At 66.3% G+C, this 21938-nt stretch carries 20 protein-coding genes; 14 read left to right on the forward strand and 6 right to left on the reverse strand.

The genetic code is table 11. The features are described from left to right. Positions 1-61: 61 nt before the first annotated feature. Together NUV79_RS05540 and NUV79_RS05545 are read left to right on the forward strand one after the other, a co-directional pair. A complete protein-coding gene (locus NUV79_RS05540) occupies positions 62-970 on the forward strand; it encodes a LysR family transcriptional regulator (RefSeq protein ID WP_257732066.1) in 909 nt (302 codons plus the stop codon). Positions 971-1112: 142 nt separating this feature from the next. Beyond that, positions 1113-1883, forward strand: coding sequence for an HpcH/HpaI aldolase family protein (locus NUV79_RS05545; protein ID WP_257732067.1), 771 nt, complete (start codon positions 1113-1115; stop codon positions 1881-1883). A 38-nt stretch (positions 1884-1921) separates the two neighbouring features. Here the strand turns inward: NUV79_RS05545 and NUV79_RS05550 are convergent, their stop codons facing one another. Beyond that, on the reverse strand, positions 1922-2893 hold the full coding sequence (locus NUV79_RS05550; RefSeq protein WP_257732068.1) for a Bug family tripartite tricarboxylate transporter substrate binding protein: 972 nt from the start codon (positions 2891-2893) through the stop codon (positions 1922-1924). Positions 2894-3089: 196 nt separating this feature from the next. Between NUV79_RS05550 and NUV79_RS05555 the strand changes: the two genes are divergently transcribed. The 4 genes from NUV79_RS05555 to NUV79_RS05570 all read left to right on the forward strand — a co-directional run bounded on the left by NUV79_RS05555 (position 3090) and on the right by NUV79_RS05570 (position 7494). Then, positions 3090-3791, forward strand: a complete 702-nt coding sequence (locus NUV79_RS05555) for a GntR family transcriptional regulator (protein ID WP_257732069.1) — start codon at positions 3090-3092, stop codon at positions 3789-3791. Further along, a complete protein-coding gene (locus NUV79_RS05560; protein WP_257732070.1) occupies positions 3781-4698 on the forward strand; it encodes a dihydrodipicolinate synthase family protein in 918 nt (305 codons plus the stop codon). The genes NUV79_RS05555 and NUV79_RS05560 overlap by 11 nt, the downstream gene beginning before the upstream one ends. Positions 4699-4837: 139 nt before the next feature. Then, the gene (araD, locus tag NUV79_RS05565) at positions 4838-6571 is read left to right on the forward strand and encodes an L-arabinonate dehydratase (protein WP_257732071.1); all 1734 of its coding nucleotides are present in this window, start codon (positions 4838-4840) and stop codon (positions 6569-6571) included. Continuing rightward, a complete protein-coding gene (locus NUV79_RS05570) occupies positions 6571-7494 on the forward strand; it encodes a 3-hydroxyacyl-CoA dehydrogenase NAD-binding domain-containing protein (protein WP_257732072.1) in 924 nt (307 codons plus the stop codon). The genes araD and NUV79_RS05570 overlap by 1 nt, the downstream gene beginning before the upstream one ends. Positions 7495-7497: 3 nt before the next feature. Here the strand turns inward: NUV79_RS05570 and NUV79_RS05575 are convergent, their stop codons facing one another. Together NUV79_RS05575 and NUV79_RS05580 are read right to left on the reverse strand one after the other, a co-directional pair. Continuing rightward, on the reverse strand, positions 7498-8892 hold the full coding sequence (locus NUV79_RS05575) for a DUF2793 domain-containing protein (protein WP_257732073.1): 1395 nt from the start codon (positions 8890-8892) through the stop codon (positions 7498-7500). Between the two features lie 66 nt (positions 8893-8958). After that, the gene (locus NUV79_RS05580) at positions 8959-9708 is read right to left on the reverse strand and encodes an aspartate/glutamate racemase family protein (RefSeq protein ID WP_257732074.1); all 750 of its coding nucleotides are present in this window, start codon (positions 9706-9708) and stop codon (positions 8959-8961) included. 249 nt (positions 9709-9957) lie between these two features. Between NUV79_RS05580 and NUV79_RS05585 the strand changes: the two genes are divergently transcribed. Both NUV79_RS05585 and NUV79_RS05590 read left to right on the forward strand, forming a co-directional pair. After that, the gene (locus NUV79_RS05585; RefSeq protein ID WP_257732075.1) at positions 9958-10332 is read left to right on the forward strand and encodes a hypothetical protein; all 375 of its coding nucleotides are present in this window, start codon (positions 9958-9960) and stop codon (positions 10330-10332) included. 187 nt (positions 10333-10519) lie between these two features. Further along, entirely contained in the window at positions 10520-11962 is a 1443-nt protein-coding gene (locus tag NUV79_RS05590; protein WP_257732076.1) for an undecaprenyl-phosphate glucose phosphotransferase, read from the forward strand. Positions 11963-11976: 14 nt separating this feature from the next. Here the strand turns inward: NUV79_RS05590 and NUV79_RS05595 are convergent, their stop codons facing one another. Continuing rightward, a complete protein-coding gene (locus NUV79_RS05595) occupies positions 11977-12534 on the reverse strand; it encodes a WecB/TagA/CpsF family glycosyltransferase (protein WP_257732077.1) in 558 nt (185 codons plus the stop codon). Positions 12535-13012: 478 nt separating this feature from the next. Then, positions 13013-13408, reverse strand: coding sequence for a (R)-mandelonitrile lyase (locus NUV79_RS05600; protein WP_257732078.1), 396 nt, complete (start codon positions 13406-13408; stop codon positions 13013-13015). 224 nt (positions 13409-13632) lie between these two features. Between NUV79_RS05600 and NUV79_RS05605 the strand changes: the two genes are divergently transcribed. From NUV79_RS05605 to NUV79_RS05630, 6 genes are all read left to right on the forward strand, one after another. Then, the gene (locus NUV79_RS05605; RefSeq protein ID WP_257732079.1) at positions 13633-15162 is read left to right on the forward strand and encodes an ABC transporter substrate-binding protein; all 1530 of its coding nucleotides are present in this window, start codon (positions 13633-13635) and stop codon (positions 15160-15162) included. A 68-nt stretch (positions 15163-15230) separates the two neighbouring features. Continuing rightward, positions 15231-16844, forward strand: a complete 1614-nt coding sequence (locus NUV79_RS05610) for a serine hydrolase domain-containing protein (RefSeq protein ID WP_257732080.1) — start codon at positions 15231-15233, stop codon at positions 16842-16844. Between the two features lie 169 nt (positions 16845-17013). Beyond that, positions 17014-18042: an extracellular solute-binding protein gene (locus tag NUV79_RS05615; RefSeq protein WP_257732081.1), complete on the forward strand. Its 1029-nt coding sequence runs from the start codon at positions 17014-17016 to the stop codon at positions 18040-18042. A 69-nt stretch (positions 18043-18111) separates the two neighbouring features. Beyond that, complete coding sequence (locus tag NUV79_RS05620; RefSeq protein ID WP_257732082.1) at positions 18112-19290, forward strand: ABC transporter ATP-binding protein; 1179 nt, start codon at positions 18112-18114, stop codon at positions 19288-19290. Continuing rightward, positions 19287-20123: an ABC transporter permease gene (locus NUV79_RS05625; protein ID WP_257732083.1), complete on the forward strand. Its 837-nt coding sequence runs from the start codon at positions 19287-19289 to the stop codon at positions 20121-20123. Before NUV79_RS05620 ends, NUV79_RS05625 begins: the two co-directional genes overlap by 4 nt. Positions 20124-20128: 5 nt before the next feature. After that, positions 20129-20926, forward strand: a complete 798-nt coding sequence (locus NUV79_RS05630) for an ABC transporter permease (RefSeq protein WP_257732084.1) — start codon at positions 20129-20131, stop codon at positions 20924-20926. Here the strand turns inward: NUV79_RS05630 and NUV79_RS05635 are convergent. Continuing rightward, positions 20834-21886 carry a LysR substrate-binding domain-containing protein gene (locus NUV79_RS05635; protein ID WP_257732085.1) on the reverse strand — a complete coding sequence of 351 codons (1053 nt, stop codon included), beginning with the start codon at positions 21884-21886 and terminating at the stop codon, positions 20834-20836. The genes NUV79_RS05630 and NUV79_RS05635 overlap by 93 nt on opposite strands. Positions 21887-21938 lie beyond the last annotated feature (52 nt).

The following is a 21938-nucleotide window of genomic DNA, read 5'->3' on the forward strand; positions in this document are numbered from 1 at the left end:
CAAGCTAGGCGGGTCGATTCCATTATTGAAATCGATTTTTGATATCTGCATCATTGTTCAAATGAATTTAGCCGCGATCGACCTCAACCTGCTGGTGGCCTTCGAGGCCTTGATGGAGGAGCGCCACGTCACGCGCGCTGCGAGCCGCATCGGCCTGGCCCAACCCTCGATGAGCAGCGCGCTCCGGCGACTGCGCGATCTTTTCGGCGACGAACTCTTCCTGCGCGGCCCCGGCGGCATGCAGCCGACCGACAAGGCGCTGGCCCTCGCGCAGCCGATCGGCGCGGCGCTGGAGCAAATCCGTGGAGCGCTCGCCCCCGGGCAAGGCTTCGATCCCGCCACCTCGCGGCGGCGCTTCGCCATCGCCGTGACGGATTACGGCGACCTCGTGATCGTACCGGCCCTCGTCGCGCTGCTGCGCCGGGAAGCACCGGGCATCGACCTCGTCATCCGCCCGATCACCGACGCGGCGGCAGCGCTGGCGAAGCTCGAACGCGGCGAACTCGACGCCCTGATCGGCGGTCATCTTCCGGACTCATCGGCGAGCCTGCGCCAGCAGCTGTTCGAGGAGCGCTTCGTCTGCATCCGCGACCGCAGCCATGCGGCCGACACGACCGCTCTCGACATCGGCGAGTACGCCGCGCTGCCCCATGCCCTGTTCTCGGCAGCCGGCGGCGACGGGTTGCCGAGCGCGATCGACGATGTGCTGGCGCGCCAAGGCCTGAAACGCCGCATCGCGGTCACGCTCCCCCATGTCGTGGCCGTGCCCTTCACTGTCGCCGGCACCGATCTCGTCGCGACCATGGCCGAGCGCGTGGCGCGGCGCTTCGCGGAGAGCGCCGGGGTCGCGGTGCTGCCGCTTCCCTTCGAAAGTCCGGCCTTCGCCATCGACCTCGTCCACGCACGGCGCGCACTGGCTGACCCAGCTTTGCGCTGGCTCGCCGAAGCCATCACGAGAGCAGCTGTCTGATCCGCCAGCAGGCTGCAACCCCGCCATCTCCTGCCATAGGGTCCGCGGCCCCGCTCGCTATGATCTAACCGAGTCCGCGCGTTCCCACAGGCTTCGGTCGGCCGGGCAGCGCCGCCAATCCATTCGCCTGAGGGGAAACGCCATGGACCTGCCTGCCAACGCCTTCAAGGCCGCCCTGAAGCGCGGCGAGCTTCAGATCGGATTGTGGAGCAGCTTGTGCAGCCCGATCGTGTCCGAGATCATTGGTCAGAGCGGCTTCGACTGGATACTGGTCGATACCGAGCATTCGCCCAATGAGCCGCCCGACGTCCTCGCCCAGTTGCAGGCCCTAAAAGGGGGCACCGCGACGCCGATCGTCCGCCCGGCCTGGAATGACGCGGTGCTGCTCAAGCGCCTGCTCGATATCGGCGTGCAGGCCGTGCTCGTGCCCTTCGTCCAGAACGCCGAGGAAGCGCGCAAGGCCGTCGCCGCCTGCCGCTATCCGCCCGCCGGCATCCGCGGCATCACGGTCAGCGGCCGTGGCAGCCATTACGGGCGCGTGCCGGATTATCTCAAGCGCGCCGATGGCGAGATCTGCGTGCTGGTGCAGGTCGAGACCGGCGAGGCGCTCGCCCGCATCGAGGAGATCGCCTCGGTCGACGGTGTCGACGGCGTCTTCATCGGCCCGGCCGATCTCTCCGCCTCGCTCGGCCATATCGGCAATCCCGACCATCCCGAGGTCCAGGCCGCGATCCAGGACGCGGTGAAGCGCCTGACCGCGATCGGCAAGCCGGCCGGCATCCTGACGCCGTCAGAGCCCGACGCGCGCCGCTATATCGAATGGGGCTATCGCTTCGTCGCGGTCGGCTCCGACCTCGGTCTCATGACCAAGCATGCCGACGCGCTGGCCAAGGCGTTCGCCGGGCAGCGCTGATCGGAGCGTGACTTAAGCCGGGGCGCCCGCCCCGGCTCTCACTCGATCTTCACATTCGCCTTCTGCGCGACCTCGGCCCAGCGCTTGGTCTCGGAGGCGATATGGGCGGCGAACTGCTCCTGGCTCGACCCGACCGGGTCGACACCGAGCTTCTTGAGCTGCTCGATCACCGCCGGCTCGCGCATGATCGCCTGCGTCTCCGCCGAGAGCTTGGCGACGATCTCCTTCGGCACGCCTGACGGCGCGAAGAAGCCGTGCCAGGAGCTGGCATCGTAGCCCGGAATGAACTCCGACAGCGCCGGCAGGTCCGGGGCGACCGCGAGCCGCTTCGGCGTCGCGGTGGCGAGCGCGCGGATCTTGCCGTCCTGCACATGCGGCCAGGCGATGGTGATGTTGTCGAAGGTGATCTGGATCTGGCCGGAGAGCAGATCCTGCGTCACCTGCCCGCTCGACCGATATGGCACATGCACCATGTCGGTGCCGGTCGAGACCTTGAACAGCTCGGCCGCCATATGCGTCGAGGTGCCCGCCCCCGACGAGCCGAACGAATATTTGCCGGGGTTCTTCTTCAGCAGGTCGATCAGCTCCGGCACGCTCTTCGCCGGCAGGTCGATATTGACCATCAGGATGTTCGGCACGCTCGCCACCTGCGAGATCGGCGCGAAATCCTTGATGTGGTCGAAGGGCAGCTTCGTATAGACCGCCGGGTTGATCGCATGGCTCGACACCGTGCCCATGGTCAGCGTGTAGCCGTCGGCCGGCGCGCGGGCGACCGCCGCGACGCCGGTATTGCCGCCCGCTCCGGGCCGGTTCTCGACGATGAACTTGCCGCCGAGCCGTTGCCCCAACCGGTCGGCCAGGATGCGCCCGAGCAGGTCGGTCGTGCCGCCGGCCGCGAAGGGCACGACGATGGTGACGACCTTGCTGCCGGGATAGTCGCCCTGCGCGAAGGCGGGCCCTGCCGCAGCCAGGCAGGCGGCGGCGATGATGGTTCTGCGCGTAATGCTCATCGGTTCGTCTCCCCGTCGCGGACAATTCCGCCTGCACCTCATGACGGGCGCTTGCTCCAAGCGATAACACAGGATCACAGATTTGAAATCTGAAATTTCAGATTGCCGGGCACCGCGCTTTGTGCTGTTTGATGGCCATGGCGCATGAGCCGGCAGCCGCGGTGGAGCGGCCTCAGTAACGCGCCCCGGAAGAACCATGTTGCAGCCTGCCGTCGAACCCGTTGCGCCCGATCTGCTGCGTTCGCTGCGCGAGCATGTCCATGAGCGCCTGCGCCGCGCCATCGTCGCCGGCCGCTTCCGCAATGGCGAGCGCTTGAACGAGCGCCATCTCGCCGAGATGCTCGGGGTCAGCACGACGCCGGTGAAGGACGCGATCCGCAAGCTCGAAAGCGAGGGATTGGTCCGGACCGAGGCGCGCCGCGGCGTCTTCGTCGAGTTCTCGCCGCGGCAGGCCTTGGAGATGGCGCTCGGCCGGGCCGCGCTCGAAAGCGTCATGGCCCATATCGCCGCCAATCACCTGACCGAGGATGGCGCGACCGAACTCGGCAGGCTGATCGCCGAGATGGAGCAGGCGACCGAGCATGGCGATCTTGAGGACCTCGTTGCGCTGAACGAGGCCTATCACCGCGCGATCCATCGCATCTCCGGCTGCACCTATCTGGAGCGCCGCCTCGACGGCCAGCGCATGTACGACCATGCCCAGCGCATCGCCCTGCATTCCGAACCGGACGAGCGCCGGAGAGGCTTCGAGGAACATCGCGACATCTACGAGGCGCTCCTGGCACGCGATCCCGCGCGCGCCGAACTCAGGATGCGCCATCACATCGTCCGCTCGGCGAAGGCCCATGTCAGGCTGGTTTTCGGCGCGGATGCGGAGGGACTGAATTATGACGAATGACAAGGTTCGCCACGCGCTGCGCGGCATTTCCGGCGTCCATGTCACCGCCTGGAAGGCGGGTGGCGAGGCCGACTGGGCGCTGACCGGCAAGATCGTCCGGCGCATCGCGGAAGCCGGCATCCACAACATCGTCTCGGCAGGCAATACCGGCGAGTTTTACCCCATGACGACGGCTGAGGTGGAGCGCTCGCACGCCACCGCCGCCGAAGCCGCTGCCGGCAAGGCGCTGGTCACCGCCGGCATCGGCCGCTCCCTGCGCGAGGCCGTTGCGACCGGCAAGCTCGCGGCCAAGGCCGGCTGCGATGCCGCCATGGTGCATCACCCGCTCGACCCCTTCGCCGCGCCGCAATCGCAGGCCGATTACATTCTCGCCATCGCCGAGGCGCTGACGATCCCGCTCGTCGCCTATATCCGCTCGGACGCGATCGGCGTGAAGGACCTGATCCGGGTCGCAACCCACCCGAATGTCGCAGGCGTGAAATTCGCCTCGAACAACATGATGCTGCTCGCCGATTGCGTGCGCGAGACGGAAGGCTCCTCCGCCAACTGGATCTGCGGCCTCGCCGAGGGCTGGGCCGCGCCCTTCTACGCGCTGGGTGCGCGGGGCTTCACCTCCGGCCTGATCAATGTCGCACCAGAGCGCTCGCTGGCTGTCTGGCGTGCGCTGGAGGCCAGCGACTACGACACGGCACGGCGCGAGGTCGATGCCATCGCCGGCTTCGAGAAGCTGCGCACGAAATACGGCAACGGCGCCAATGTCACCGTGGTGAAGGAGGCGCTCGGCCTGCTCGGCACCCATGTCGGCCCGGTCCGCCTCCCCGGCCTGCCCGAGCTGAACGAGGCCGAGCGGGCAGAGCTGCGCGGCATCGTATCGAGCTGGGGTGCGGTGAAGGCCGCCGCTGAGTGACGAGCCGTCATTCTCGGGCGGCGCGTAGCGCAGACCCGAGAATCTCATGACAAGATGACACTGGTTTCCGAAATGGTCGGGTCAAGCCCGACCATGACGCCAGCACCAGTTAGAACGACAAGAATTCGAGGGAACGCCCATGTCTGCCCGCCCCCGCAAGACGCCCGAGACCCTGCGCAGCTGGCGCTGGTTCGGGGCGAGCGATCTGCGCTCCTTCGGGCATCGCTCGCGAGCCCTGCAGATGGGCTTCGGCCATGAGGAGTTCATGGGCAAGCCGGTCATCGGCATCATCAACACCTGGTCCGAGATCAACCCCTGCCACACCCATCTGCGCGACCGCGCGGAAGCCGTAAAGCGCGCGGTCTGGGCGGCCGGCGGCTTCCCCATCGAAATTCCGGTTATGTCGGTTTCCGAGCAATATCAGAAGCCTACGACCATGCTCTATCGGAACTTCCTGGCGATGGAGACCGAGGAATCGATCCGCTCCCATCCGCTTGACGGCGCCGTGCTGCTCGGCGGCTGCGACAAGTCCACGCCGGCCCTGATCATGGGCGCCTGCAGCGCCGGCCTGCCTTTCATCTTCGTGCCGGCCGGGCCGATGCTGCGCGGCAACTGGGCCGGCAAGGTGCTGGGTTCCGGCGCCGATGTCTGGAAATACTGGGCCGAGAAGGAAGCCGGCAACATCACCGACGATCAGTGGAAGGACATGGAGAGCGGCATCGCCCGCTCCTACGGCACCTGCATGGTGATGGGCACGGCCGCGACGATGATGAGCCATGCCGAGGTGCTCGGCCTCACCCTGCCCGGCGCCTCCGCCATCCCCGCCGCCGACGCCGCCCATCCCCGCATGGCCGCAATGGCAGGCAAGCGCATCGTCGAGATGGTCTGGGAGGACCTGACCCCGGATCAGATCCTGACCCGCAAGAGCTTCGAGAACGCGCTGACCGTGCATATGGCCGTCGCCGGCTCGACCAATGCCATTATCCATCTCGTCGCCATGGCCGGCCGCGCCGGCGTGCCGCTGACGCCCGATGATTTCGATGCCGTCTCGCGCAACGTCCCGGTCGTCGCGAACCTGCGCCCCTCCGGCGATTTCCTGATGGAGGATTTCTTCTATGCCGGCGGCCTGCCCGCCCTGCTGAAGCAGCTCGAAAGCAAACTCCACACCGATGCCATGACAGTGACCGGCAAGCCGATCGCGGAGACCATCGCGCTCGCGCAGGTCTATGACGACAACGTCATCCGCCCGCTCGACAAGCCCGTCTCGACCGCCAACGGGCTGGCCGTGCTCAAGGGCAACCTCGCGCCCGATGGCTGCGTCATCAAGCCTTCGGCGGCCGAGCCGCGCCTGCTCAAACATTCCGGCCCGGCGCTGGTCTTCGAGCATTACGACGCGATGATGCAGGCCGTGAACGATGAGAACCTCGACGTCACCGCCGACCACATCATGGTCCTCAAGAATTGCGGCCCGGTCGGCGGCCCGGGCATGCCGGAATGGGGCATGCTGCCGATCCCGAAGAAGCTCCTGAAGCAGGGCTTGCGTGACATGCTGCGCATCTCGGATGCCCGCATGTCCGGCACCAGCTACGGCGCCTGCATCCTTCATGTCGCGCCCGAAGCCTATATCAAGGGCCCGCTCGCGGCGGTGCAAACCGGCGACATCATCAGCGTCGATGTCGAGGCGCGCAGCATCTCGGTTGACCTGACCGACGCCGAGATCGCTGGTCGCCTCGCCGTCTGGACGCCTCCGAACCGCGACTATCCACGCGGCTGGGGCAAGATGTCGGCGGCCCATATCCGCCAGGCCGACAAGGGCTGCGATTTCGATTATCTGGAGGGGACGGCAAAGGTGCCGGAACCCGAGATCCACTGATGCAGGATATCCGCGACATCGAGCGCGTCGCCATCATCGGCGCCGGGCTGATCGGCAGCTCATGGGCGGCCCTCGCCATGGGCCATGGCCTGAACGTCTCAGCCTACGACCCCGCGCCCGGCGCCGAAGAGCGGTTTCGCCATGCGGTCGACCGTGCCCGCGCTCAGCTCGCCGAGCTGGGGCTGGCGAATACCGGCCAATACCAGTTCACCGCCGATCTCGACGAAGCCCTGCAAGGCGTTGATTTCGTTCAGGAGAACGGGCCGGAGAACGAAACGGCCAAGCGCGAGCTTCTCGCCCGACTCGATGCCGCCCTGCCGCCCGCGGTGATCATCGCCAGCAGCACCTCGGCGCTGCTGCGCAGCGCGATCGTCGCCGATTGCCGGGACAAGCGCCGGATCATCGTCGCCCATCCCTTCAATCCGCCGCATCTGGTGCCGCTGGTCGAGGTCGTCGGCGAGGATGAGGCAGTGGTCGCGCGCGCCGCTGCCTTCTATCGCAGCCTCGACCGGCGCCCGGTCATCCTCCAGCGCGAGATGCCCGGCCATGTCGCCAACCGGCTGGCCTCGGCGCTCTATCGCGAGGCGGTCCATCTGGTCGAGCAGGGTGTCGCCAGCGTCGCCGAGATCGACGCCGCGCTCTGCAACGGCCCCGGCCTGCGCTGGGCCCTGATGGGCCCGCATATGACCTATCATCTCGGCGGCGGCGAAGGCGGCATCGCCGGCTATCTCGCCCATCTCGGGCCGAGCCAGGTCCGACGCTGGCAATCGCTCGGCACGCCCTCGCTCGACGCGGACGTCCAGCACAAGATCATCGAGGGCGTCGCCGAGGAAGCGGCGGGGCGCACGATCGCGCAGCTCGAGGAGCGCCGCGACGAAGGTCTTCTCGCCCTGCTACACGCCCGCAAGCTCGTCAGCGAGTAAGCGCTACAGTTCAGCGTCGAAGGCGACCGCGTCGAAAGCCGCCCTCACCCGCCCCAGCGCCTGCGCGGTAACATAGGCATAGGCGCGCTCGGCCGACTGCGCGACGACGCCCCGGTCGCTACCCTGCACGTTGATCTCCAGCGAGACGGTGGCAGTCACGCTCGGCGTCGTCCGCATCGGCACCGGCAGGGGGAGACTCTGCCGGCTCGCCGCCGCCGCGGCCTGATAGGCATCGATCAGCACCTGTCCGTCCTGCTTCAGGAAATAGCGCCGGCACAGCATCTGCTCGACGGAGAGCGGGCGCGTCGCCCAGTCGGTGGCAATCCGTCCACGCTCCAGCTTGATCCGCGCGAAACTGACCGCGCCCGCGCTCGGCGAAAGCCGCACCTGCAGCACGCCGGTGTCGCCGGCGGCAGGCGTCAACGTTACCGAACGGCGCCCGGCACCTGCCGTGATCGTGCCGGACTGGCTGCCGATCGTGACCGCGAGGCTGCCGCCGGTCAGATCATCGACCGAGAGCGTCAAGGGCAGGCTGGCGAAGGACGAAAGCCCCCAGAGCGCCGGCTCGACCGGCTGGATGATGGCGCCGGATGTCAGGGTGATGGCGAAGCCGCTCAGCGAGAGATTCGCGCCGCCCGGCGCCGCCTTCCAGCGATCGAAGCCGTAGACGCCGGCCGCCAGCGCGCCGCCGGTAAAACCACGCTGATTGATCGCCATGTCGCCATTCACCAGCAGGTTCGTCCCTGCGGCCCAGGGCGAGCCCGGCAAGGTGACGCTCCCCGACGCACGGTCGATCGCCAGCGCATCATGCCAGGCCGAGCCGTCGGCACTGACCTTCACCCGAAAGTCGTCGTCGCCGGCGAGGCCGAACTCGGCCCGGCCCGACCAGTTGCTCTGGAACAGCAGGCTCGCGGTGTTGCCGGCCGCGTTCTTGTTGATCTTCAGCCGGTGATCGCTGCCGGCATGGTTGAAGAGGCTGGCATCCGAGGACAGGGCAAGACGATTGGTCGTGTCTGCGGTCGCATTCACCCCCCAGCGTTCGGCGCCGAGGCTGCTGAGCGGGCTGTCTCGACGCCATTCCGTGCCGGTCCAGAGATTGTGTTCGGCCTCGTCGATCACCCAGGCCTGCCAGCCGGCGCGCGGCACGAGGAAGCTCCAGCCGCCATCCTCGAACAGCGCGACCTGATCGGTGCGCCCCGCGAAGGCGCCGGTGCCGCCCGCCGGCACGATATAGGCCGAGAGTTCGGTCGGCGAGATCGGCGGCGCGGTCTGCGTCCGGCTGTCGACGGTGAGATGGATCAACCCGTCGAGCCGGGTCAGGGCGTCGTTATGGGTGACGTGCTTCTGCGCCTGCCCGGCGGCGAGCAGCGGCAGGAAAAGACGGGGCGTGTCGGTCATGGGGCCTCGCGGGCGGGGATTTCAGCGAGGCGGATTATCGGGCGGCTGCAAGGACCGGGGATAAACTCAGCCGAAACGGCGTGGCCGCAATCCGGCGTGGAACCAGTTGATCAGCGAGTAGATGTCGTGGACCGGGAGCCCGGTCGCCGCCTGCACATCGGCGGCATAGGGCGGCATGTTCGTGCATTCGAGCACGATCGCGCCGACTTCCGGGTGCCGAGCGACGAGATCGAGCGCCGCCTGCACCACGTCCTGCCGGGCAAGCTCGACATCCATGTCGTCCTTCTCGGCCTTGATCAGGACGCGGAAGAACTCGCGCCCGTTCTCCGTGCCGATGACAGGCGTATCGAGCGGCACGCCAGCCGCCTCCAGATGCTTTGGCGTGAGCGACCCGGCCGAGACGGTGACGATACCGACGCGCTTGCCGGGGGGCAGTGTCGCCTGCACCCAGGGCACCTGCATCAGCGAGGAGGTCGCGACCGGCACACCGACGGCGGCCGCGAGCTCGCGCTGGAACAGCGAGAGGAAACCGCAATTGGTGGTGATCGCCTCGGCGCCGAGCCGGACGAGATCGCGCGCAGCCTCGATGAAATCCGGCAGCAGGCCCGCGGCGCCCTTGAGCACCACCTTCTCGGGGCTCGCACCGCCGACGACGCGGTACAGCACCGGGAAGGGCCAGGTCGTGCCATTGCCCATGTCGCCGGAGATCCGCGGAAAGCGGGCTTCCAGCATCAGGATGCCAAGTGGAACACCATAAATCGCCTTGCCGCCGCGCGCGATGCGCGTCGGCGAAGGTGCAGTCGAGAACTCCGTCATCCAGCCTCCGCTTGCCGATGAGTCGGTATGCTAGCGCCTGAGTGGCCGGTCCGTCACGCGCCGGAACAGCTTGCTGAAGCAAAATTGAAGAGAAACGTCATAGGGTTCGGCCGGAAACTCCGGCCGCTGCCATTGCTTCGTCGTTTTTGCATCGCCATAAGATCGGCTCTCGTTCCGCTCTCGCGCGATTCCGCCGGTTCTGGTCCGTATCTTGCCTGCAGCGCCTCGCCATTCGTCCGGAGCCCGGCCTTGATTCTTTCGCTCGACAAGCTTCGCCGCCTCGCCGTGCTTGCGGGCTGGGCTGCCCTGCTCGCGATCCTGTTCTCGACATTGTCGCCGCTGCAGGCGCGCCCGCACATCCCCTTCTTGGATCCGGATATCGAGCGCTTTCTCGCCTATTTCGCCGCCGGCGCCGCCCTCGCCTTCGCCTATCCGCGCCTGCGCTGGCTCGTGCTGGCGGGCATCGTAGCCCTCGCGATCGGCCTCGAATGGCTTCAGACCCTCGAAGAGACACGCCATGGCCTGCCGCATGATGCGATCGTGAAGGTCATCGGCGCGACGCTCGGCAGCATCCTGGCCGCAGGTTTCGACCTGATGATGCAGCGTTTCCGCAAGCCGGCCTGATTCATCCCGGCACAACACGCGCCGACACCTGCCTTTTCAGGCGTCCGCCTTCATTCCGTTTCCCCCGTCACCGCCCCGAATTGACCCGGCCCGCACCGGCACGCGGCTTGCGACCTCGCTCCCCATCATGATCCGGCGCCGGCGCGATGTGCCGTTACGGAACATGCGCAAGCCGCTGGGGGTAACTATGAGCGTCAATGATCTGAGCGGGATGCCGCAAGTCCTGCCCGACAACCGAGCGGGCATCTGGCGTGTCTGGTTCGGACCGCTGACCGCGGTGACGGATGCCGCCGTGGTCGCCGCCCTCGTCTATGCGGCCTCGTTCGCCTACCATCTCGGCGCCACGAACCTGCCTGGCATCGACCGCTCGACGCCGGAACTGGCGGCGATGCTCGCGACCCTGTTTGTCTTCGTCAACCTGATGCGCGGCCGCTATCAGATCGGGAACTATCTCTCGACTCGCGGACAGATCGGCTCGGCCTTCGCCGTCTGGAACATCACGATGGTCGCCTTCCTGGTTCTGCTGTTCCTCGCCAAGATCGCCGATCACTACTCGCGCGCCATCATGGTCGTGACCTATCTCTCCGGCATCCCCGTCATCGCCCTGTCGCGCTCGGCTGTCGTCCGGCTGATCGCAGCCGGCAGCCGGACCGGGCGGATCACGGCCGAACGCGCCTTCCTCATCGGGCGCGAGGCAAACATCATGTCCTTCGTCTCGCGGCACAAGCCTTGGCACATGGGCTTTGCAGTCACGGATGTCGCTTTCTTGAAATCATCGGCTGAAGCCGGCACCGCCGCCCTTGCGGCCGATCTCGCCGCGGCCGTCGCGAACTGCCGGGCGAAGCGACCGGACGCAGTCTTCATCGCGGTTCCCTGGTCCGATCAGCACACTATCGCGGCCTGCGTCGATGCCTTCACGAACCTGCCGGTCGCGATCCATCTCGCACCCGAACCGATCATGGATCGCTTCGGCAATGCGCATATCGTCCACACCGGCACGCTCTCGAGCCTGCGCCTGACACGCCAGCCGCTCTCCGCGGTCGAGATCGCGGTCAAGCGGGCCTTCGACGTCGTGGCCGCCGCCGCCGGCATCATCCTGACCCTGCCGCTGCTGCTCCTGATCGCGGCGCTGATCCGGCTGGATTCCCCCGGTCCCGTCCTGTTCCGCCAGCGGCGCTACGGCTTCAACCAGCAGGCCTTCCGCATCTTCAAGTTCCGCACGATGTCGACGACGGATGACGGCAAGGTCGTCGTCCAGGCCAAGCGCAACGACCCCCGGATCACACGCCTCGGCCATTGGCTGCGGCGCTATAATCTCGACGAATTGCCGCAGCTCCTGAACGTTCTCGCCGGCGATATGTCGCTCGTCGGGCCGCGCCCTCATGCGCTGGCGCATGATATCGAGTTCGAGCGCAAGATCGCGAACTACGCCCGCCGCCACAACGTCAAGCCCGGCATCACCGGCTGGGCGCAGGTCAACGGTTTCCGCGGCGAGACCGATACCGACGAGAAGATGGCCGGCAGGGTCGCCTATGACCACTGGTACATCGATAACTGGTCGTTCTGGCTCGACATCACGATCCTGTTGCGGACCGTCCTGAGCAAGAAGGCCTTTGCGAACGCGCGCTGAGTCGCCGGCCGCGCTCAGCCGCGGCTGCCACGCCGGGGCGTCACAGCGTCGGCCGGCGGAAAGGCGCCGCGTAGCTTCTGCATCATAACAATACGGCAGAAGGCCAGCCCCATTTTCGCCGCCGCTCCAAACCGGCGCAGCCGCCTCGGCAGAAAACGGCCGGACAGGGCGCCCGCCTCCCCGGCAGCAAAGCTCGGAAAGCTCCCGGGCAGGTTGACGCGTTTTCCACGGATTCGGGCCGTGTCGCATTGCGCGCAGAACTGCCGAAAACGTGCCTTCGGCAGATCGGTGACGATCACATCCGCATCTGCCGCAGCGATGTGATCGAGAACGGCGCGATCAGCCGGCCCGGCGAAGTCGGCGTCGCAGATGCCGGCGACGCGCAGCGCCGGCCAGTCCGCCGCGATTCGGTCCCTCAGCGCATAGATCGCGCGATGATCGCCACCGAAGAAGAAAACGGCCTGGTTCCGCCCGGCGCAGTCGCGCAGAAAGCCGGCCATAGCGCCTTCTCCGCCATCCCGCGCGGGCGTTGCAAGGAGGCGTGCCTGGCCCTGAATGATGCTCGACTGCACGGCTATCCCGACATGAATACGGATTGCACGCCGGACGGTCCGGCACGCTTGCGCTCCATCTCCGAGCGATATGGTAAATTTTTTATGATACGTGCCGCAACGTCAATGTATCGGCACTGCCGTTTTGCGGGGATCAGGTGACGTGGCAGGGCGCCATCTGCGCCGGATCAGACGAGGTGGCGCCACACCGTGCGGCCAAGCCAGAGGCTCCACCCGGCCACGAGAGTCAGGGCCAGCAGCGTTGCCCCGATGATCAGGGAGCGCCCGATCAGAATGCTCACGACGCTGTCCGCGATCTCCGGCTCATTGTCGTTCGCCGCCTGCGGCCGCCGGCCAAAGCCGGGAGCGTGAACAGGTGCCGGAAACCGAGGCACGCGCTCAGGTCGCATGGAACACTCTCGCAAAGTTACTCAGGCGTTAAAACAGGACCCGGTATCAATGATCCAATTCGCGACGAAATAAAAGCGCAAGATATGCGCTATCCGCCATATTGAGTGTCGGAAACCTGCTCCATCCAATCGACGACCTTGCCGTCCTGCACTTCCTGGATCGCGATATGGGTCATGGCCGTCGCCGGAGAGGCGCCATGCCAATGCTTCTCACCGGGCGGGAACCAGACCACGTCGCCGGGCCGGATCTCCATGATCGGCCCGCCCCAGCACTGTGCACGACCAAGACCGGCGGTAACGATCACCGTCTGCCCGAGCGGATGGGTGTGCCAGGCGGTGCGTGCCCCGGGCTCGAAGGTAACGCTCGCGCCCTGGACGCGCTCCGCTGCATGGGCGTTGCAGAGCGGATCGATCCTGACCGTCCCGGTGAACCAGTCCGAGGGCCCCTTCCCGGAAGGCCGGGAGCCAGCACGCGTGATGTCCAAGAAATCTCTCCTCGCTTCAACCGGAGTTCGCGGGAACCATGCCGCCGCCGGAGCCCGGAATCCAGCCCTGCGTGACTGCTGGCCGCATTCGGAACGGAGTCGATGGAATCGTCGATCGCTCACAGATGTTTCGCCGAAACCTGCGCGGCGCATCGCTTGACAGCATTCCGGGTGGATGATTGCCTATTATGGTCTATATAACATAATTACGGAATAAAAAGACGATGAGGAAACTGCTTGCTCTCATGGGGGTCGCCGCGTCGATCTCGCTTTCGTCCGTCGCGCCGAGCCCTGCCCAGCAGGCCGGCGGCATCGTCAATGTCGCGGTGATCGGCGAGCCCGCCTCGCTCGACCCGGGCATCAGCGCGACCGACCTCGTCGGCATGATCTCGCAGCATGTCTTCGAGACGCTGTTTACCTTCGACAGCAAGTGGAACGTCACGCCGCTCCTCGCCGAGGCGATGCCAAACGTCAGCGCCGACGGCACGGTCTACAAGATCGCGATGCGACAGGGAATCAAGTTCCATAACGGTCGCGACATGACCGCCGAGGATGTCGTCGCCTCGCTGAAGCGCTGGATGGAGGTCGCCTCGCGCGGCAAGCAGACGGCGCTCTACGTCAAGTCGGTCGCTGCGACCGGGCCGAGCGAGGTCACCATCACGCTGAGCCAACCCTATGCGCCGCTGCTCTCGCTGCTCGCCTTCAACAACTCCGCCGCCGCGATCATGCCGGCTGAGGCCTTGGCGACGCCGCTCAAGGAGGTCATCGGCACCGGCCCCTACAGGCTCAAGGAGCACAAGCCGGACCAGTATGTTCAGCTCACCCGCTTCGACGGCTACAAGCCGCGCAGCGAGAAGGCCGACGGCTTCGGTGGCGCCCGTGTCGCCAAGTTCGACGAGATCCGCTTCGTCCCGGTGCCGGACGCCAATACCCGCGTCGAGGCCGCCATCGCCGGCCAGTTCGACTATGTCGACTCCCTGCCCGTCGAAGCCTTCGCGCGGCTGGAGAAGGGCAAGGCGAAGCCGGCCCTGCTGAACAATTTCGGCTGGCCGATCTTCGTGATGAACAACAAGCAAGGCCCGCTCAAGAACGAGAAGATCCGCAAGGCGGTTCAGGCGGCCCTCAGCGAGACGGACATGCTGGCCGCCGGCTTCGGCGACCAGAAGTTCTATGCCGCCGACGGCGCGATGTATCCGGAAAGCTATGCCTGGCGCAGCGATGTCGGCGTCAAGGGCAACTACAATATCGCCGACGACAAGAAGGCGGCCGCGCTGCTCAAGGAGGCCGGCTACAAGGGCGAGCCGATCCGCATCCTGACCAGCCGGCAATACGAGTTCCACTACAAGATGGCGCAGGTCGCGCAGATCTATCTGGAACAGGCCGGCTTCAAGGTCGATCTCCAGGTCAGCGACTGGGCGACCATGATCCAGCGCAACAAGAAGCCGGAGCTCTGGGAAGTCTTCATCACCCACAGCCCGTTCCTGCCGGAACCCGCGCTGAACTTCATCCTGTCGAAGACGGCCGGCGGCTGGTGGGATACGCCGGAAAAGGAAAAGGCGCTCGATGCCTTCAACAGCGCGACCAGCCAGGACGCCCGCGTCAAGCACTGGGTCGAATTGCAGAAGCTGATCTTCGAGCAGGCCCCGATCGTGAAGATCGGCAATTTCAGCGCGCTCTCGGCGGTCGCGCCGGGCCTCACGGGCTTCACCCCGTCGCCCTGGCCGGCCTTCTGGAACGTCGAGATCAAGCGCTAAGCCATAAGCGCCGCGTTCCCCCGGGGAGCGCGGCGCTTCCACATCGGACTCAAGCCTAAAAGCCTACCATGCCCCGCGCCTCGCTTACCCTCGATCCCGCAACGATCGCCGCCCGCATCGCCCCGCATGTCGCGGTCTGGAACAGCGAGACCTCGCCGGGAATGGTGATCGCCGTTCTCTCAGGGGGCAAGGTCGTGCACGAGGCCGCCTATGGCATGGCCGATCTTGCCAACGGCATCGCGCTCTCCAGCCGCTCGGTGGTGCGGATCGCCTCGCAGAGCAAGCAGTTCACCACTTGGCTGCTGCTGGCGTTGGAGCGCGAGGGCCGGCTATCCCTGCAGGACGATGTCCGCACCCACCTGCCTTGGCTGCCCGATTACGGCCGGACGATCACCCTGCACCATCTCGCCTCGAACACCTCGGGCCTGCGCGACATCCTGGAGATGATGACGATCGGCGGCGTGCCGATCCTCGCGCCCTCCTCGCGCCGATACGCCTGCAATGTGGTCGGCCGGCAGAGCGAGCTCAATTTCGAGCCGGGCTATGACCTGCTCTACAGCAACAGCAACTTCCTGCTGCTCTCCGAGATCCTGGAGAAGGTCTCGGGGCTCAGCTTCAACGACCTCCTGAAGGAGCGCATCACCGGCCCGCTCGGCATGCACGATACGGCCTTGATGCCGCGCGACGACGTAATCCTGCCGCGGCTCGCCGGACATCACCGCCGCGGGCCGGACGGCAACTGGCTGAAAGCCGCCTGGGGCATCGCCATCGGCGGCGAAGGCGGCATGGTCTCGACGCTGCACGACATGATCATCTGGCAGCAGAACCTGCGCCAGCCGAAGATCGGCGACGCGCAGATGATCGCGCGCATGGAAGACGCCGGCGTGACGATCAACGGCGTGCCCTCGCCCTATGGCTACGGGCTGGTGCGCGATAGCGGCGCTCTCGGCGAGGCGGTCGGACATGGTGGCTGGATCGCCGGCGCGCGCTCCGAGTCGGTCCGGTTCAAGGAGGCCGATCTCGGCATCGTCCTGCTCGCCAACCACGACGACTGCGCGCCTTATGTCGTCGCCCGTTCGATCGCGCACGATCTGCTGGGTAAAGCCAGCGAAGCGCGGGAGCAGGCGTTCGAACTCCCCGCCGGCACCTATCGCGACGAAGCCGGCGACGACGCGTTCCAGATCGAACTGCGCCAGGGGCAGCCCTATCTGGTGATGAACATGGGCGGCGCACCGCTCCTTCCCGTCGGCGACGGAAGCTGGCAGCCGCAGGCCTCGATCCCCGCCTTCTCGCTGAAGCTGGAAGCCGGTGGCACGCTCTCGGCAACGCGCTTCGGCCGGACCCGTCGCTTCGTCCCGATCGCGCCGACCGCGACCCCGATCGATCGCTTCGCCGGCAGGAGCTTCGCGGCAGAATCCGGCGCCTTCCGCGGCGAGACCCGCAAGGCCGGCTCCGACCTGCATCTCACTCTGTCCTCGCCCGAGGGCAGCCAGCGCATCAGGCTCGTCGCCCATGGCGATGATTTCTTCTTCGCCCATCCCGTCAGCACCGAGGTGCATGACCAGTGGCGCGTCTGCCCCTGGGTGCTGCCCTGGCTCTTCACCGTCCGCATCACGAACGATCGCCTGATCATCAACAGCGATCGCACCAAGCGGTTGGTGCTGGGCGAATTGGCTCCTTAGGCAGCCCTTGCGCGGCTCAGTCGCCCCGGCTCTCACTCGCCCAACCTCACTCATAACTTCTTGGAATGAAGTTCGGATTCCTTTGAATTTGCAATGAGGGTTGGCACGCGGGAGGCTCCCATCATCGAGGCCGCGCAGAACGGCCCGCACGAGAATCGGGAGCCATCAGATGAAGCCATGGGTGTTCGCATTGTCGATGCTGGCGGCCAGCGCCGGCCCCGGCGCAGCCGAAGTCATTCACGCGACCTGGGGCGGCGGCGGCGCGGCCGTGCTGCGCGAGCATTTCCAGGTTCCGTTCACCCAGAAGACCGGCATCGCCGCTCGCATGGCCGAGGTGCCGAACACGGCCGGCGCCGTTCGCTCGCCCTCCGCCTCGCAATATAACGTGGTCGAGGTCACCTATTTCGAGGCGATCGGGCTGGCCAAATCGAACCTTCTCGAAACCTTCGAGGACAAGGAGATCCCCTCGATCGCCAACCTGCCGAAGGAGCTGGTCGTCCGGAACAAGGATGGCAAGATCGTCGGCCTTGCCACGCATTTCGGCTATTACGGCATCGCCTTCAACAACACGCTGGCCAAGGCCTCGGATTTCCAGTCCTGGAACGATCTCACCGACGCCCGCTGGAAGGGCAAGCTCGCGGTCACGCGCCCGGTCTATGCGACTTCCTACGACCTCACGATCCTCGCCCATGCCAATGGCGGCGGCGCGGCCAAGATCGAGCCTGGCATCGAGCCGCTGAAGGCGATCTTCGCCAATTCGCTGACGACCTATACCTCGCTCGCCCATATGAACACGCTGCTGACGCGTGGCGAGGTCACCGCCGCACCATTTTACTCGACGCGTGTCTGGAGCCTGCGCCGCGACGGCCAGAAGACCATCGAGCTGGCGATCCCCAAGGAGGGCGCGCTGATGCTGCCCTATGTCGTCGTGGTGCCGAAAGGCTCCGCCGAACGGGCGCAGACCATCACCTATCTCAACGAACTCCTGGATGCCGCCGCGCAGACCCGGATCTCCGGCCAGAACGGCTCGATCCCGACCAATAACAAGGCCGTGCTGCCGCCCGAATATGAGCAGGATCTCGGCATGACCCGCGAGGCGCTGATGAAGAAGATGTATATTCCCGATTGGAATGTCATCGTCAGCGACTACGAGGATCGGCTCAACCGGGTCGAGCAGATCGCCGCCGGCAAGCGCTGATCTCAGCGCCCAAGCCGCGATCCGCCGAACATTGTCTCACCCCACTCGCTTACCCGGCGGATTCGATCGATGTCCCCTGCCCAGCCTGAAGCCCTCGCGCAGGCCGCGCCCTCCCGTGCGGCCCGCGGTTCCATCGATGTCGCCGGCGTCGCCAAGGCCTATGGCGCGACGACGGTGCTCTCCGGCCTCGATCTCGCGGTCGAAGCCGGAACCTTCGTCACGCTGCTCGGCCCCTCCGGCTGCGGCAAGACCACCTTGCTGCGCCTGATCGCCGGCTTCATCCAGCCCAGCGCCGGGTCAATCGCGATCGACGGACGCGACATGGCGGGCCTGCCGCCGCAGCGCCGGCCGATCGGGATGGTCTTCCAGAACCTCGCCCTGTTCCCGCATTTCTCGGTGGAGGAGAACGTCGCCTACGGCCTGCGCCTGCGCAACGTGCCGGAGGCGGATTTGCGCCGGAAGGTCGGCACCTTCCTCGATCTCGTCGGGCTCGGCCATCTCGGCAGCCGCCGCATCTCGCAGCTCTCCGGCGGCCAGAAGCAGCGCGTCGCGCTGGCGCGTTCGCTGGTGCTCGAACCCTCGATCCTGCTGCTCGACGAGCCGCTCTCGGCGCTCGACCTGCAGCTCCGCAAGCAGTTGCAGGTCGCCCTCAAGGAAATCCAGCGCGAACTCGGCACCACCTTCGTCTTCGTCACCCACGACCAGGAAGAAGCGACCCTGATGTCGGATCGCATCGTGGTGATGAGCGCGGGTGCGATCCAGCAATACGACACGCCGCCGGCAATCTATTCGCAGCCCGCCAATCTCTTCGTCGCCAAGTTCGTCGGCGAGCTCAACGAGATCACCGGCCGCGTAGCAGCGGTGACGACCGGCAGCGTTGAGATCGACGGCCCGGGCGGCCGCCATGGCCTGCCGGCGAGTGGCGCTCGTGGCTTCTCGCCTACCGCAGGCGCCAATTGCGTGATCGGCCTGCGCCCCGAACGCATCACGATCCTGCCGCCGGATGCCGATGCAAGCGGTCGCATCGCGCTGCCCGGAACCGTCGTCGAGCGCATCGCGCTCGGCCCGGTCCTGCGTTTCGTCCTGCGCTGCGGCGAGCAGCGCCTCGTCGCCGTGCGGCTCGCCAGCGACGGCGCCGCCCTGCCGGAGGCCGGCTCGCCCTGCCGCATCGCCTTCGATCCCGCCGACGCGCAGCTCTTCGAACCGCTCGCAGCGCCAGCCGCCGCGAGCTTCGGAGAGAAGCCATGACGGAGACGCAAGCCTCCTCGCCGGCAAAGGCGCTGCTGCTCCTGCCGGTCCTCGTCCTGCTCGGCCTGTTCTTCGCCTCGGTCTTCCAGCTCTTCTCGAACGGCTTCGCCGATGCCGATGGCTGGTCGCTGCGCTATTTCCGCCAGATCCTCAACCGCAGCGATTATCAGGTGATCTTCGCGCGGACGATCCTGTCATCGCTGACGGTGGCCCTCCTCTCGGTAGCCCTGTCCTACCCGATCGCGCTGCTGCTCTGGCGGCTCGAACGCTGGCGCAACACGCTCTTGATCGTGGTTCTCGTGCCCTGGCTCGTCAGCCTCGTCGTGCGCACCTATGGCTGGCTCGTGCTGCTCGGCCCCAAGGGCGTCATCAACGGCATGCTGGCCTGGACCGGCATCATCGAGCAGCCCTTGGCGCTGATGTTCAACGATCTCGGCATCGTCATCGGCCTGACCCACGTTCTGATCCCCTTCGCGGTGATCTCGATCCTGTCTTCGCTGCTGGCGATCGAGAGCAATCTGGAGGAGGCTTCCGGCGTGCTGGGCGCGAGCCGCTTCCAGACCTTCCGGCGCATCGTGCTGCCGCTGTCGCTGCCCGGCGCCTTCACCGCGCTGATCGTGATCTTCCTGGCGAGCATCGGCGCGATCGTCACGCCGATCGTGCTCGGCGGCATGTCGCATCAGTTCGTGGGGTCGCAGATTTACCAGGAAGTCATGTACACCTTCAATCTGAACAAGGCCGCCGCCTGGTCGATCTGCCTGCTCGCCATCAGCTTCCTGTCGCTGCTCCTGCTGAAAGCCATCGAACGCCGGCTGATCGTGACCATGGAGTGATGATGATGTCGGCAAATCCCAAACTCTCGACCTGGGCCGGCATCCTGCTGCTGATCTCGCTGCCGGCGCCGATCCTGATCATCATCGGCGCCTCCTTCAGCGACACCAGCTATATCCAGTTCCCGCCGGAGGGCCTGAGCCTGCGCTGGTATCGCGATGCGCTGTTCGATCCGCGCTGGCCGCGCGCCTTCGCGATCAGCGTCGGCATCGCGGCGGTGACGGCGGTGATCGTCACCATCGTCAACTTCATGGCCGCATATTACACGCAGCGCCACGCACCGAAGCTCGCGACCTGGCTGGAGCTGGCGATCTTCTCGCCATTGTTCTTCCCGCATGCCGCGATGGGCGTCGCCATGGTCGCGCTCGTCGCCCAGTTCGGCTTGATCGGCACGGCGCCGGGCATCGTGCTCGCCCATCTCATCGTGACGCTGCCCTTCTCCTACCGGCCGATCCATATCGCTTTGCGCAGCCTCGACCCCGATCTGGTGCGCGCCGCCAATGTGATGGGCGCGAGCGAATGGCGCGCGCTCAAGGACATCGTCATCCCGATGTGCCGTTCCGGCATCCTGACCTCGCTGCTCTTCGCCGGGATCATCTCCTTCGACGAGGTCACGGTGACGATGTTCCTGATCGGGCCGAACATCTCGACCTTGCCGGTCCAGATATTCTCCTTCGTCCAGGATTCGGCGACGCCGGTGCTGGCGGCGATCTCAACGATCAGCGTGCTGATCACCTTCCTCGCGGTCATCATCCTCGATCGCGTCGCCGGTCTCACCTTCTTCGTCCGTCACGACGGCGCCTGAACCCGCGCCGTCGCGCGTGCGCCGCTGCGGCAGGCGCACGGTCAGGCTCTCAGTGGCGCGCGGATCGTCGCCATTGGCGAGCGCGGCGATCCGCCCTCGAAGCTCGGCGAGGAACGCCTTGGTCAGGGGCGAGACCGGCCGGTTGCGCGAGACGATGGCGTTGAAGGTGAAGGCGATGGTCGGCTCGAACCGGCGCGCCACCAGATCGGGCCAGAAACCCTGATGCACGGTCATCGGCTCGACGATGGCGATGCCGAAGCCGCGCGAGACGAGTGCGTTCGCCTCGACCGAGGAGAACACCTCCGCCCGCATCTTCCGTGAGATGCGCTGCTGCTCGAACACGGCATCGGTCAGGTGCCGCATCCGGCTGTTGCGGGTGAAGGAGATGAACTCTGCGCCCTCCAAATCGCGCGGCACGATCACGTCGCGCGCTGCCAGCGGATGGTCCCGCCGCATCACGCAGACCGCATCGGCATGGAAGAGCGGTTCGGTCAGCAGGTCCGGGTGGTGGAAATGGCTGACCGAGAAGCCGATATCGACATTCTGCCCGAGCACGTCGCTGCCGACGACGCTGGAGACGTCGAGCGTCACCGAGATCGCCGGATTGGCCTCGGCAAAGGCAACGAGCGCATCCGCAACCAGCGTATGGCCGATCGAGGCCGCCGAGACGATCCTGAGCTCGCCTGAACGCAGGTCGCGCAGATCCCTGGCGAAGCGCTCGACATCGCTCAGCGAGGCGAAGAGCCGGCGCACCTCCTTGTAGAGCAGTTGCGCCTGATGCGTCGGGATCAGGCGCTTGCGCTTGCGCTCGAACAGGGTGAGCGCGAGGTCGATTTCGAGCCCCGCCAGGATCTTGCTCATCGCCGGCTGCGACAACCGCATCCGCTCGGCCGCGGCCGTGACGCTGCCGGTCTCCATGAACTGGATATAGGCCTCGAGCTGTCGATGAGTGATCCGCATGCAGGGCTCCGCCGCTGGCTTCGAATCGAATATAACCAGCAGGCATGTTTTC

This window comes from Allobosea sp. 47.2.35 (genome assembly GCF_024655635.1).
Taxonomy (GTDB): Bacteria; Pseudomonadota; Alphaproteobacteria; order Rhizobiales; family Beijerinckiaceae; genus Allobosea.

What these genes read in the sequence shown, in the direction of transcription:
- NUV79_RS05625 (WP_257732083.1), top strand. Translation starts at nt 19,287, where the DNA reads ATGACGGAGACGCAAGCCTCCTCGCCGGCAAAGGCGCTGCTGCTCCTG.
- NUV79_RS05590 (WP_257732076.1), top strand. Translation starts at nt 10,520, where the DNA reads ATGAGCGTCAATGATCTGAGCGGGATGCCGCAAGTCCTGCCCGACAAC.
- NUV79_RS05580 (WP_257732074.1), bottom strand. Translation starts at nt 9,708, where the DNA reads ATGACGGAGTTCTCGACTGCACCTTCGCCGACGCGCATCGCGCGCGGC.
- NUV79_RS05575 (WP_257732073.1), bottom strand. Translation starts at nt 8,892, where the DNA reads ATGACCGACACGCCCCGTCTTTTCCTGCCGCTGCTCGCCGCCGGGCAG.
- NUV79_RS05615 (WP_257732081.1), top strand. Translation starts at nt 17,014, where the DNA reads ATGAAGCCATGGGTGTTCGCATTGTCGATGCTGGCGGCCAGCGCCGGC.
- NUV79_RS05540 (WP_257732066.1), top strand. Translation starts at nt 62, where the DNA reads ATGAATTTAGCCGCGATCGACCTCAACCTGCTGGTGGCCTTCGAGGCC.
- NUV79_RS05555 (WP_257732069.1), top strand. Translation starts at nt 3,090, where the DNA reads ATGTTGCAGCCTGCCGTCGAACCCGTTGCGCCCGATCTGCTGCGTTCG.
- NUV79_RS05570 (WP_257732072.1), top strand. Translation starts at nt 6,571, where the DNA reads ATGCAGGATATCCGCGACATCGAGCGCGTCGCCATCATCGGCGCCGGG.
- NUV79_RS05630 (WP_257732084.1), top strand. Translation starts at nt 20,129, where the DNA reads ATGTCGGCAAATCCCAAACTCTCGACCTGGGCCGGCATCCTGCTGCTG.
- NUV79_RS05545 (WP_257732067.1), top strand. Translation starts at nt 1,113, where the DNA reads ATGGACCTGCCTGCCAACGCCTTCAAGGCCGCCCTGAAGCGCGGCGAG.
- NUV79_RS05635 (WP_257732085.1), bottom strand. Translation starts at nt 21,886, where the DNA reads ATGCGGATCACTCATCGACAGCTCGAGGCCTATATCCAGTTCATGGAG.
- NUV79_RS05605 (WP_257732079.1), top strand. Translation starts at nt 13,633, where the DNA reads ATGAGGAAACTGCTTGCTCTCATGGGGGTCGCCGCGTCGATCTCGCTT.
- NUV79_RS05560 (WP_257732070.1), top strand. Translation starts at nt 3,781, where the DNA reads ATGACGAATGACAAGGTTCGCCACGCGCTGCGCGGCATTTCCGGCGTC.
- araD (WP_257732071.1), top strand. Translation starts at nt 4,838, where the DNA reads ATGTCTGCCCGCCCCCGCAAGACGCCCGAGACCCTGCGCAGCTGGCGC.
- NUV79_RS05620 (WP_257732082.1), top strand. Translation starts at nt 18,112, where the DNA reads ATGTCCCCTGCCCAGCCTGAAGCCCTCGCGCAGGCCGCGCCCTCCCGT.
- NUV79_RS05550 (WP_257732068.1), bottom strand. Translation starts at nt 2,893, where the DNA reads ATGAGCATTACGCGCAGAACCATCATCGCCGCCGCCTGCCTGGCTGCG.
- NUV79_RS05610 (WP_257732080.1), top strand. Translation starts at nt 15,231, where the DNA reads ATGCCCCGCGCCTCGCTTACCCTCGATCCCGCAACGATCGCCGCCCGC.